At 34.2% G+C, this 13,378-nt stretch carries 10 protein-coding genes; 7 read left to right on the plus strand and 3 right to left on the minus strand.

Annotation, left to right across the window (positions count from 1 at the left end; translation table 11 throughout):
* Positions 1-2: 2 nt before the first annotated feature.
* Positions 3-353: an aspartate 1-decarboxylase gene (panD, locus tag HM981_RS13505; RefSeq protein WP_115815707.1), complete on the minus strand. Its 351-nt coding sequence runs from the start codon at positions 351-353 to the stop codon at positions 3-5.
* A gap of 13 nt (positions 354-366) precedes the next feature.
* Positions 367-1,218 (minus strand): pantoate--beta-alanine ligase, encoded by an 852-nt coding sequence (gene panC / locus HM981_RS13510; RefSeq protein WP_179339335.1) that lies wholly within the window; start codon positions 1,216-1,218, stop codon positions 367-369.
* A gap of 109 nt (positions 1,219-1,327) precedes the next feature.
* On the opposite strand from panC, the gene HM981_RS13515 reads away from it, so the two are divergent.
* The 7 genes from HM981_RS13515 (at position 1,328) to HM981_RS13545 (ending at position 12,336) form a co-directional block, all read left to right on the plus strand.
* A complete protein-coding gene (locus HM981_RS13515; protein WP_179339336.1) occupies positions 1,328-2,143 on the plus strand; it encodes a glycogen/starch synthase in 816 nt (271 codons plus the stop codon).
* Between the two features lie 7 nt (positions 2,144-2,150).
* Positions 2,151-3,887 (plus strand): DUF4270 domain-containing protein, encoded by a 1,737-nt coding sequence (locus HM981_RS13520; protein ID WP_179339337.1) that lies wholly within the window; start codon positions 2,151-2,153, stop codon positions 3,885-3,887.
* A 15-nt stretch (positions 3,888-3,902) separates the two neighbouring features.
* Entirely contained in the window at positions 3,903-5,750 is a 1,848-nt protein-coding gene (glmS, locus tag HM981_RS13525; RefSeq protein WP_179339338.1) for a glutamine--fructose-6-phosphate transaminase (isomerizing), read from the plus strand.
* 173 nt (positions 5,751-5,923) lie between these two features.
* Positions 5,924-8,656, plus strand: a complete 2,733-nt coding sequence (locus HM981_RS13530) for a TonB-dependent receptor (protein WP_179339339.1) — start codon at positions 5,924-5,926, stop codon at positions 8,654-8,656.
* A gap of 10 nt (positions 8,657-8,666) precedes the next feature.
* On the plus strand, positions 8,667-10,289 hold the full coding sequence (locus tag HM981_RS13535; RefSeq protein ID WP_179339340.1) for an SGNH/GDSL hydrolase family protein: 1,623 nt from the start codon (positions 8,667-8,669) through the stop codon (positions 10,287-10,289).
* 194 nt (positions 10,290-10,483) lie between these two features.
* Positions 10,484-11,992 carry a F0F1 ATP synthase subunit beta gene (gene atpD / locus HM981_RS13540; protein WP_179339341.1) on the plus strand — a complete coding sequence of 503 codons (1,509 nt, stop codon included), beginning with the start codon at positions 10,484-10,486 and terminating at the stop codon, positions 11,990-11,992.
* 68 nt (positions 11,993-12,060) lie between these two features.
* Entirely contained in the window at positions 12,061-12,336 is a 276-nt protein-coding gene (locus tag HM981_RS13545; protein WP_179339342.1) for a F0F1 ATP synthase subunit epsilon, read from the plus strand.
* Between the two features lie 183 nt (positions 12,337-12,519).
* Here HM981_RS13545 and HM981_RS13550 read toward each other — a convergent pair whose 3' ends face one another.
* Positions 12,520-13,287, minus strand: coding sequence for an XRE family transcriptional regulator (locus HM981_RS13550; RefSeq protein WP_179339343.1), 768 nt, complete (start codon positions 13,285-13,287; stop codon positions 12,520-12,522).
* Between the last annotated feature and the right edge of the window lie 91 nt (positions 13,288-13,378).

The following is a 13,378-nucleotide window of genomic DNA, read 5'->3' on the forward strand; positions in this document are numbered from 1 at the left end:
GTTTATTTTAGAAGATTAGTAGCTTCGTCTGGAAATACTAAACAGGGTTTAAAAACTTTAGCGTCTTCAATATCCATGAACGCGTAAGTGATAAGAATCAAGGTATCTCCAACAGAAACTTTTCTTGCAGCAGCACCATTTAAAGTTATTTCTCCACTTTTTCTTGGTCCTGGGATACAATAAGTTTCTAAACGCTCACCATTGTCATTGTTTACGATCTGAACTTTTTCACCTTGAATAATATTAGCGGCTTCCATTAAATCTTCATCAATAGTGATACTACCAATATAGTTTAAGGCCGCTCCTGTTACTTTTACGCGATGAATTTTAGATTTTACTACTTGAATTTGCATTTTACAAAGGTAATTAATTTAAAGCGATGTTATCGATAAGTCTAATATCGCCTGCATAAACAGCTATAAACGCTCTATATGTTTTATTTGTTGATTTTCGATATACTGGTTTTAAGGTCGCTATATCTGCAATTATAATATATTCCAACTCTAAGAGCGGTTGTTTTTCAAATTGCTTTGTAACCCATTCCGTTACTACTTTAGCACTTTTTGTGCCAAACATTTCTTTGGCAGTATTTAATGTTTTATAAATAAAAGGTGCCGCAACTCTATGATCTTGTGTTAGTCTAGCATTTCTAGAACTCATAGCCAAGCCATCCTTAGCTCGGTAAATAGGGCAACCAATGATCTCTAAAGGTAAATTATGTAATTCTACTAACTTTCTAATAATCTGTAATTGCTGAAAATCTTTCTCTCCAAAATAAGCCGTGTCTGGCTTAACAATTTCAAATAAACGTTTTACAATGGTACCAACTCCGTCAAAATGTCCTTTCCTAAAGGCTCCTTCCATCTCGTGCTCTAGCCCATCAAAACTAAAGGCTTGCGATTGGATATTATCTGCATAAATATCTTCAACAGAAGGCGCATACACAATAACCTTAGTGTCACTCACTGTTTTTAACAATGCAATATCTGCATCTATAGTTCTTGGGTATTTAACTAAATCATCTTGGTTATCAAACTGCGTAGGATTAACAAAGATACTCACCACCGCAAAATCATTTTCACTCAAAACCCTATTTACCAAAGACAAATGGCCTTCATGCAAGGCACCCATTGTTGGCACAAAACCAATAGAACTCCCATTAGCTTTCAATGCCGTTATATAAGTCGATAATCCTGTTTTATTCTTAAAGTTCTTCAATGGAGTTATAAAAGTTTAACGCATGCAAACATAATATAATACTAGCAATCTGCACAAATTTTTGTAATTTTGCATGTTTTTTACTATTAATTTCAAAAGCAGCAGATTTATGAAAGATAAACGAATATTATATGTGTCCTCGGAAGTTGTTCCATATTTACCAGAAACAGAAATTTCTTCAATGTCATTTGAAGCACCTAGAATGGTAAACAAACAAGGAGGTCAAATAAGAATATTTATGCCTCGCTTTGGAAACATAAATGAAAGAAGACATCAATTGCACGAAGTTATTAGACTATCAGGTATTAACCTGGTGATTAACGACTTAGATATGCCACTAATTATAAAAGTAGCATCTATTCCTAAAGAACGTATACAAGTTTACTTCATAGATAATGAAGACTATTTTAAGAGAAAAGCAACATTAACAGATGAAGAAGGTCAATTATTTTCAGATAATGATGAACGTGCTATTTTCTTTGCAAAAGGAGTTATAGAAACTGTTAAAAAACTGAATTGGGCTCCAGACATTATCCATGTTAACGGTTGGTTAGCATCACTACTACCATTATATTTAAAAGAATTTTACAAAACAGAACCTTTATTTACGGAAAGCAAAATAGTAACCTCTGTATACAATCAAAGCTTTGAAGGAACGTTAGATACAGGAATGCTATCTAAAATAAACTTTGACGGATTAAACTCAGAAGTAACAACGCTTTTAAAACAACCTAGTTATGTTAATCTAATGAAAGTGGCTATCGATAATTCTGATGCTATCATTAGAGGTTCTGAAGAACTACCTGAAGAATTAGATACGTATTTAAATGATTTAACAAAACCTGTATTAGACTATTATTCTGTTGAAGAATTTGCGGATCCTTACACAGAGTTTTACAATAATACCGTATTAAAAAACAGTTAGTACACTTATGAAAAAGAATAAATTTGCCTTACAGACAATATCATTCGGCCTAATTCTATTAAGTTTTATTGCTTGCGATAGTGATTTTGCTACGTTAGAGTCTGATGTCATTAATAATGATATTGCAACTAATTTTGATATATTTCCTAAAACATATGATGTTATTGCTTATACTAAAACATTAAAACCAGTACAAACCAATAACTTAGCTCTAAGCACATTAGGAATATATGATGACCTTTATGGTAGAACAAAATCTAGTTTTGTAACACAACTGACACCTAGTGATTACGATCCATCATTTGGCGACGAAGTAGTAATAGATTCTGTGGTTGTTACAATCCCTTATTTTAGTACTGCAACAGGTATAGACGATGACGGTAAAATAACTTATGAAGTAGATTCAATAATTTCAAAAGGTGAAAATTTCAGTAAAATTGAACTAAGAATTTTTGAAAGCAACTATTTCATTAGAGATTTTGACCCATCTGCTGAGTTTAACGAAAGTCAAGCTTACTATTCAAATAGGTCTGCTTCATCTTCAGAAATGATATCGACTACTGCTTTAGAAGGACAAGAACTTACTTTTGTAGATTATGATGATGCTACAGGAACTATTATGACTGTAGTCGATAATGAAATTGAAATAAGTGATGAAGGATATAGCTTAAAAGATGTTAATGAGTTAGATGATAATGGTGACAAAACACTACTATCAAACGAAGCTCCTGCAATAAGAATTATGTTAGATCCTACATACTGGCAAAATAAAATTATTGATAAAGAAGGAGATGCTGTTTTAAGTAACCCAAACAACTTTGCAGATTACTTTAGAGGACTTTATTTTAAAGCAGAACCTGTAAACGAAGACGGAAGCTTTCTAATTTTAGATACAAGTACTTTAAGCGGTTCAAACGTTACAGTATACTATTCAAAATTAACGGCATCAACAACAGATGACGAAGACCTAACAGACCAATCTACTTTTGTTTTCACTTTTGGATCTAATAAAATTAATTTCTTCGATAATACATTTACATTTCCACTTAACGATGGAGTTCCGGAATCCGGAGATAGCAGAATTTACCTAAAAGGAGGCGAAGGAGCTATTGCAGGAGTAAAACTATTTGATGGTGACGATTTAAGAGATGGAGATGATAACACCTTTGATGACTGGAAAGAGTTCTTCGTAGAAACGGATGAAGATGACGGAACATTTATACGTTCTAAACGATTAGTTAACGAAGCCAATCTTGTGTTTTATGTAGACAGTGATCAACTAGATCTTTTAAATGAAGATCCAGAAAATGAACCTAACAGACTTTATTTATATGATTTAACGAATAAAGCTCCCTTAATAGATTATTATTTAGATGTTACTAATTCTGCTTCACCTGAGTTTTCTAAAACGGGACATCTTGGTGCTTTACAACGTGTCGATGATGAAGCTGATGGTAGAGGTATTAAATACAAACTAAAAATAACGGAGCATATCAACAATTTATTATTACGCGATTCTACAAATGTTGAACTTGGATTAGCAGCATCATTAAATGTCAATATAGAAGATCCTAGTTTTAGTTCTAGTCAGAATAAAATTCAAAGCTCAGACGATTTAGATGACACTGTACCTTTAGGTTCAGTGCTAACTCCAAGAGGTACAATTTTATATGGTAACGCCACAGAACCTGAAAATGAAAGTAAACGTGTATATTTAGAAATTTATTACACAGAACCAAACTAATTAAAAAACGAATCTATGTGTGGAATTGTTGGATATATTGGCCATAGAGAGGCTTATCCTATTATTATTAAAGGGCTACAGAGATTAGAATACCGTGGATATGATAGTGCTGGTATAGCATTGTACGATGGTAACACTATTAAATTATGTAAAACTAAAGGAAAGGTTTCTGACCTTAAAGCTAAAATGGAAAGTGAAGTTTCTACAGATGGTACTTTAGGTATTGGTCATACACGTTGGGCTACACACGGAGTACCAAACGATGCTAACTCTCACCCTCACTATTCTAATTCTGGAGATTTAGTAATTATTCATAATGGTATAATTGAAAATTACGATTCATTAAAAAAAGAATTAATTAAACGTGGTTATACGTTTAAATCAGATACAGATACAGAAGTATTAATCAATCTAATCGAAGACGTTAAGAAAAGTGAAAATCTAAAATTAGGTAAAGCCGTTCAGATTGCGCTTAACCAAGTTGTAGGAGCTTATGCTATTGCCGTATTTGACAAAAATAAACCTAATGAAATTGTGGTTGCAAAACTGGGTAGTCCTTTGGCTATTGGTGTTGGTGACGATGAGTTTTTCATAGCAAGTGATGCATCTCCGTTTATTGAATATACTAAAAATGCTATTTATCTTGAAGATGAAGAAATGGCAATTATTAGAAGAGGCAAAAAGATCAAAGTTCGAAAAATCAAGAATGACACCTTAGTAGATCCTTACGTTCAAGAACTTCAACTTAATTTAGAACAAATTGAAAAAGGTGGCTATGATCACTTTATGTTAAAAGAGATTTATGAGCAACCTAGTGCTATTTTAGACACCTTTAGAGGTCGTTTATTAAGTAACGAGGCTATTATCAAAATGGTCGGTGTTGAGGATAATATGAAAAAATTCTTGGCTGCAGATCGTATTATAATCGTTGCTTGTGGTACATCTTGGCATGCTGGTTTGGTGGCAGAATATATTTTTGAAGATTTAGCAAGAATTCCTGTTGAAGTAGAATACGCTTCAGAATTTAGATACAGGAATCCTGTTATTACAGATAAAGACATCGTCATCGCTATATCACAATCTGGTGAGACAGCAGATACTTTAGCCGCTATTAAATTAGCCAAATCAAAAGGTGCTTTTGTTTTTGGTGTATGTAATGTTGTAGGTTCTACAATTGCAAGAGAAAGTGATGCAGGTGCTTACACGCATGCTGGACCAGAAATTGGTGTAGCATCAACTAAAGCCTTTACAACACAAATTACAGTACTTACCTTAATGGCATTACGTTTAGCGAGAGCCAAAGGCGTTATGTCTAGTTCAGAATTTAGACATCACCTTATTGAATTAGAAACGATTCCAAGTAAAGTTGAGGAAGCTTTAAAATCAGATGCTTACGTTCATACCGTTGCTGAGATTTATAAAGATGCTAAAAACTTTTTATATTTAGGTAGAGGATTTAATTTCCCTGTAGCTCTAGAAGGTGCATTAAAATTAAAAGAAATCTCTTATATACATGCCGAAGGATATCCTGCTGCAGAAATGAAACATGGTCCTATTGCTTTAATAGATGAGCAAATGCCTGTGGTTGTTATTGCGACTAAAAAAGGACATTACGAAAAAGTGGTGAGTAACATCCAAGAAATCAAATCAAGAAAAGGTAAAATTATAGGTATTGTTACTAAAGGAGATGTAAGTGTTAAGGAATTAGCAGATCACGTTATCGAGGTTCCAGAAACATTAGAATGTCTTTCTCCATTACTAACAACTATACCTTTACAATTGTTATCTTATCACATTGCAGTGATGCTAAATAAAAACGTAGACCAGCCACGAAATCTAGCTAAGTCTGTTACAGTGGAATAACATAAATGATTACAAAAATCATATTTTTAAAGCCTTAAAATTGAATAATAATCAGTTTTAAGGCTTTATTTTGTCAATAAAGTGCTATGCACGCATAATTTTTACGCATTTATTCATTAATTTTCATATATTTAATTAAATTGCTCAACTAATAAATTAACTAACTCTCTAAAATGAAGACAATCTTAAAGCTTTTCACGATGCTTTTTTGCGTGGTATCTTTCGCACAAACCACAATAAATGGTAAAATTATAGACAATACCGGGTTACCACTACCTGGCGCAAATATTGTAGTAGTGGGTACAAGTACAGGTACCGTTTCAGATTTTGATGGGAACTACACACTAACTGTAGACCAACAACCTCCTTTTTCAATCCGTATTAGTTATACAGGTTTTGAAACTCAAACTATTGAAATCACAACAAATAATCAAACCGTAAATATTACACTAGAAGAAGGAAATTCTCTTGATGAAGTTGTAATCTCTGCTTCAAGAACCCCTGAGCGAATTTTTGAATCTCCTGTAACTGTAGAACGTTTTGGCTTAAAAGAAATCAAAAACACAGCCTCTGCAGATTTTTATGGTGGTTTAGAAAGTTTAAAAGGTGTTGATGTAAACACCAGTAGTTTAACGTTTAAATCCGTAAACACTAGAGGTTTTGCAACCACTGCTAATACGCGTTTTATGCAATTAGTTGACGGAATGGACAACTCTACTCCTGCATTAAATTTCCCTATCGGAAATCTTGTTGGTATGGTTGAAACAGATGTTCATAGTGTAGAATTACTACCTGGAGCCTCTTCTGCTTTATACGGAGCAAATGCCTTTAACGGTATCTTATTTATGCGAAGTAAAAACCCATTTGATCAGCAAGGCATAAGAGCAGTCATTAAGAAAGGGATTACATCTCAAAAAGCCGCTGGTGATAATGAGTATACAGATATTGGTATTAGTATGGCTTATAAATTCAGCGATAAATTTGCAGCAAAAGTTAACTTCGGTTATTTAAACGGTACAGATTGGGCTGCAAATAGCGACGTAGATAGTGATAGATTTGGAGGTACTAGAGCGACTAACTTAAACTATAACGGTATCAATGTTTATGGAGATGAAGTTTCTGCAAATATTAATGATTTAGCTGGCGGAACTGGTATTGTCCCAGACGTTTTTGTAAGTAGAACAGGTTATGAAGAACGTTATTTAACAGAATATAAAGCGCAAAGTATCAAAGCGGATTGGGGATTATATTACCGTCCAATAGAAGATAGTAATTTTGAAATCCAATATATCGGAAAAGTGGGTACAGGTACTACAATTTACCAAGGGACTAACCGATATAATATTGATGGATTCTTTCAAGAACAACATAAGATAGAGCTTAAAAACGATAATTACTTTGTAAGAGGTTATGTTGTAGCAGATAAAGCTGGTGATTCTTATGATATGGTATTTACTGGAATTAACATTAACAGAGCTTGGAAAAGTGATGCCGATTGGTTTGGAGATTATATCAATACTTACGTAGCAGCGACATTAGGAGGTGGAGCTACAGATACACAAGCACATGCGGCTGCTAGAGCTGCTGCTGAGAACGGAAGGTTTGCTCCAGGATCTACAGAATTTAAAAATGCGTTTAACAGAATCATTCAAGATCCAGATTTAGCAACAGGATCTCAATTCCAAGATGCATCTAAATACTACCATGCAGATGGTAACTATAATTTTAGTCATTTAACTGACATTGCAGATATCCAAGTTGGTGGATCTTACAGAAAATATAAATTAAACTCTTTTGGTTCAATTTATACGGATTATGATGGACCAATCGATTATAGTGAATTTGGTGTATATACTCAAGTTCAAAAAGATTTAGAACTTAGTGAAGAAATGAAATTAAAAATAACGGCTTCTGCACGTTATGATAAGTCAGAGTATTTTGATGGATTTATTTCACCTAGATTATCGTTAGGGCTAACATTAAACGAAAACCATAACATTAGAGCATCTGCTCAAACAGGTTTCAGAAATCCTACTACGCAAGATTTATTTATTGGATTAGATGCTGGTAGAGCAATATTAGTCGGTTCTGCTCCAGATAATTTAGATCGCTATACTAGAGATTTCACAGCAAGTGATGGAACTGTCTATACACAAACTGGTGGTGCTGCTTATAATAATTCTTATACAGCAACTTCGGTACAACAATTAGCTGCAACTGGCGACCCTTCTGTTTTAGAAATCGCTAATCCAAACCTTGTTTCTCCAGAAAAAGTATCTTCTATAGAAGTGGGATATAGAGGAAAAATCAATAAAGTGATTATAGATTTTAGTACGTATTATAACAAATACCAAGATTTTATTTCTTCAGAAGTGGTAATAGCACCATTATACGGATCAGTAGCAGATGGCTCTGCTGTAGCCGCTATAGCGAGTAGTGATTTCACAACATATAGTGCTTACACAAACTCTGATGTAGATGTTAATTCTTATGGAGCTTCATTAGGCGTGTCAACTAAAGTAATGGGAGATTTTGATTTAGGTGGAAGTTATACATTCACGAAACAAGATTTTGACCAAGCTGCAAACCCTAATTTCGAAACTAACTTTAACACACCAGAGCATAAATTTAAAGCGCATTTTGGTAACACAGAGTTATTTAAAAACTTCGGATTTAATGTCGCTTATAGATTTAGTGACGATTATTTCTGGGAAGCAACATTTGGTGATGGTGTAGTACCAGAATTCCATACCGTAGATGCACAAATTAATTACAAAATCCCAGCATTGAAATCGACTATTAAAATAGGTGGTACAAACATTGGTGGTAAAGAATATTTCACTGTATTTGGATCAGGTCATATAGGATCAATGTATTATGCTTCTTGGACAATTAATAACTTATAAAAAACACAAAATGAAAAATATAAAATATTTATTACTGTCAGCTGTCCTTATTGGATTTACAGCATGTAATGATGAAGAAGATTTTGAAGACCAATTAGACAATCCTACTACAGAGGTAATATTACCAGCATTAACACAAGGTGAAGCTGATTTCTCAAAGTATATTGCCGTAGGAGCTTCGTTTTCTGGAGGCTTTATGGATAACGCTTTATTTATTGCTGGTCAGCAAAGTTCTTTTCCTTATTTATTATCTCAAAAGTTTGCCTTTGTAGGTGGTGGTAGCTTTACTTTACCCTTAATGGAAGACAATATTGGAGGGTTTGTATTAGGTACAACAGTAGTATCTCCACCAAGACTTTACTTTAATGGCAGTGGTCCTACTCTTTTACCAGCAACACCAACAACAGAAATTACAGATGTATTATCTGGACCATTTAATAATTATGGTATTCCTGGTGCTAAAAGTTTTCACCTAGGCATAGCAGGTTACGGTACATTAAATCCATATTTTGGAAGAATGGCATCAAGTCCTACAGCAACTATTTTAGGTGATGCAGTGGCTCAAAACCCAACATTTTTTACCTTATCTGAAATAGGAGGAAATGATGTTCTATCGTATGCAACATCTGGAGGAACAGGTGTAGATCAAACCAATAATTTAGACCCATCAACTTATGGTTCAAATGATATAACAGATCCTAATGTATTTGCAGCGTCATTTTCGACAACTGTAGATGCCTTAATGGCAAACGGCGCAAAAGGTGTGGTTGCTAATCTTCCTTACATTACAACATTAGCACATTTTACAACAGTACCTCACAATCCATTAGACCCAACAAATGAAGCTTTCGGACCTCAGATTCCATTATTGAATTCAATCTTCGGAGCTTTAAATCCAATTTTTAATGCTGTAGATCCAAGTAGAGCCATTGTTTTTTCTGAAACAGCTGCAAGTGCTGTAGTTATTAAAGATGAGACGCTTGACGATATTTCTGCTACAATCGCAGGTGCCTTAAATGCAAGTCCAACATTCCCTGCTTTTATTGCACAATTTGGATTACCTGAAGCAGCTGCTCCATTAGTAGCTAATTTATTAGCTAATACTTATGGACAGACAAGACAAGCTACTAACACAGATTTATTAGTATTACCAAGCAGTTCTGTAATTGGTACCGTAAATGAAGACTATGCTGCTGCATTACAATTACAAGGGTTACCAGAAACACTTGCTGCGCAATTTGCAGCAGAAGGAATTACACTTCCTTTAGAAGACAAATGGGTTTTAATTCCAAGTGAACAATTCGCTATAAACACAGCGACCGATGCTTATAATGAAACTATTAATGCTATAGCAACAAGTAAAGGACTTGCTTTTGTAGATTTTAAATCAATTTTAGAACAAGCATCTACAACAGGCTTTGCATCTGGAGATTTTATTCTAACTACAGATTTAGTGTCTGGAGGCTTAATAAGTTTAGACGGAGTTCATTTAACATCTAGGGGCTATGCCTTAATGGCAAATGAGATGATGAAAGCTATTGATGTAACTTATGGATCAAATTTTGAAGCTTCTGGTAATTTAGTAGATCCAGGAGAATACCCAACAAATTACCCACCTACATTACTACAGTAAAAACAAAGTATATATCACGATAAAAAACGCTCTCATATTGGGGGCGTTTTCTATGCTTAAAAAAGCCATAAATTTTGACGGAGTATTTAAAATAAAACTCATATCTTTGCAGCGCGAAAAACCGAGGTATTCAAGTAGATTGATAAAGTCTGTTTTTCATAGTTAAACAATTGCAAAACAAAAACATAAGAGTAATGTCAAAAGTTACAGGTAAAGTTGCACAAATCGTAGGTCCAGTTATTGATGTTGAATTCGCTGCTGGTTCAGAGCTTCCAAAGATTTATGATTCGTTAGAAATTAACAATCAAGATGGTTCAAAATTAGTATTAGAAGTACAATCTCACATTGGTGAAGATACCGTACGTACTATTGCAATGGATTCATCAGATGGTTTAAGTAGAGGAACAGAAGTTCATGCAACTGGTGCTCCAATTCAAATGCCAGTTGGCGATGATGTTTACGGACGTCTCTTCAACGTTATTGGTGATGCTATTGATGGCTTAGGTGATTTACCTAAAGCTGGTGATGCTGGTTTACCTATTCACAGACAAGCTCCAAGATTCGAAGATTTATCAACGTCTACTGAAGTTTTATTTACGGGTATTAAAGTAATCGATTTAATTGAGCCTTATGCAAAAGGTGGTAAAATTGGTTTATTTGGTGGTGCTGGTGTTGGTAAAACAGTATTAATTCAGGAGTTGATTAACAATATTGCAAAAGGTCACGGTGGACTTTCTGTATTTGCAGGTGTTGGTGAAAGAACACGTGAAGGAAACGATTTACTTCGTGAAATGTTAGAGTCGGGTATTATCAAGTATGGTGATGACTTTATGCATTCTATGGAAGAAGGCGGATGGGATTTATCTAAAGTTGATAAAGCTGGAATGAAAGAATCTAAAGCCACTTTCGTATTCGGACAAATGAATGAGCCTCCTGGAGCTCGTGCTCGTGTAGCACTTTCAGGATTAACTATAGCAGAATATTTCCGTGATGGAGCTGGTGAAGGGCAAGGAAAAGATGTATTATTTTTCGTAGATAATATCTTCCGTTTTACACAAGCGGGTTCTGAGGTATCTGCATTATTAGGTCGTATGCCTTCTGCAGTAGGTTACCAACCAACATTAGCAACCGAAATGGGTGCGATGCAAGAACGTATTACATCAACAAAAAGAGGATCTATTACATCTGTACAAGCGGTTTACGTACCTGCAGATGATTTAACGGATCCAGCTCCAGCAACAACATTTGCTCACTTAGATGCAACAACGGTATTATCTCGTAAAATTGCTGAGCTAGGTATTTACCCAGCAGTAGATCCATTAGATTCTACATCAAGAATTTTAACAGCTGATATTTTAGGTGATGAGCACTACAACTGTGCACAACGTGTAAAAGAGTTATTACAACGTTACAAAGAATTACAAGATATTATTGCTATTCTTGGTATGGAAGAATTATCTGAAGAAGATAAAATGGCTGTTGGTAGAGCAAGACGTGTACAACGTTTCTTATCACAACCTTTCCACGTAGCAGAGCAATTTACAGGACTTAAAGGGGTTTTAGTTGATATTAAAGAAACGATTAAAGGATTTAATATGATTATGGATGGTGAGTTAGATCACTTACCAGAAGCAGCTTTTAACCTTAAAGGTTCTATTGAAGACGCTATTGAGTCTGGAGAAAAAATGCTTGCAGAAGCATAATTGGTTTATAATTGTTGGTTACTAATTTTTCTAACAATCATCTACTAACAACAAACAACTAAAAGAATATGTATTTAGAAATTGTATCACCAGAAGCCACATTATTTAACGGAGAAGTAACTTCAGTTACAGTTCCTGGAGTTAATGGAGAGTTTGAAATGTTAACAAATCACGCACCTATTGTCTCTATTCTCAAAGAAGGACATGTAAAAGTTGCTGGTAATATTCAGTTAGATGAGGACGTTGAAGCTAAATTCACAAAATCTGATAAAGGAGTATGGTTAGCAATCAATTCTGGTACTCTAGAGATGAAAGATAATAAGCTAATTATTTTAGCGGATTAATTCCTTCATTATATAAATTATAAAAGCGCGAAATATTACATTTCGCGCTTTTTTTATGCTTATTTATTGGTGTTTAACATGATTACTTAATCAATTCCTATTAAACTCTAAATTTTTATAAGTTAGTCACTTTCAAGTCTTGTGTCTTTGTTCTAACAGCAAAGCGTTCTAATTTTTAATAACCTACATGCGCTTTACAGCTTCTAATTCTACTTTCAATTCTTGAAATAGCATCATAATACTGCTCAGTTTTAATTCCTTTTCATCATATTCTTGGGTATTGATGCAACAGGTAAATTCCCAAATTTCTAAAATCGTTTCACGAGCCACTAAATACGGTTGATAGGTTTTGTTGTCTGAACTTAATAATAAGTTCCTCGTATCTCCTTCTGGAATATAAACACGCTTATAAACCAAACCATCATCTTTAGTTAAGATAATATAAGTCCGTCCGTTTTTAACATCAGTAATGTCTTCTGTAAATTTGGCGACTATAAAAGCCCCATCTTTTACAGGCAACATAGAATCTCCTTTAATAGGAAATGCGCGGTGCGTGCCTGTAGGCAAAAACGGCAATTTAATTTTTTGAAGCTGCTCTATATATTCCGGATCATCATAACCCGATAAATAACCTGCAGAGGCCTTTGTAGGTATAATTTCAATGAGATCTTCATTATTCTCATTTACAGTCACAGGAAACAATACACGCTTATTCCCTACTTCTATAAACGACGTATCTTTTGCTTTACGTAGATCATTCTTTACCAAAATATCAATAGGAATATCAAAAAAGTTAGACAAGTCTATTAAACGGTCTATTGGTGGCTCAGAACGCCCTTCTTCGTAAGAACCCACAACAGAGCGTGTCCAGTTAAGTTCATCAGCAAAACGCTCTTGAGATAGCTTCCTTAGCGAGCGTAAATGTTTTATGTTGGCTTGTATGGGTTTCATATTTATTTCCCAAGAAAGTGGGAATCTTTTTTATTTAATATTACTACAAATGTAAGCAATAAAAACTACATATAGTAGCTAATTTTACAGT

This window comes from Winogradskyella ludwigii, from assembly GCF_013403985.1.
Taxonomy (GTDB): domain Bacteria; phylum Bacteroidota; class Bacteroidia; order Flavobacteriales; family Flavobacteriaceae; genus Winogradskyella; species Winogradskyella ludwigii.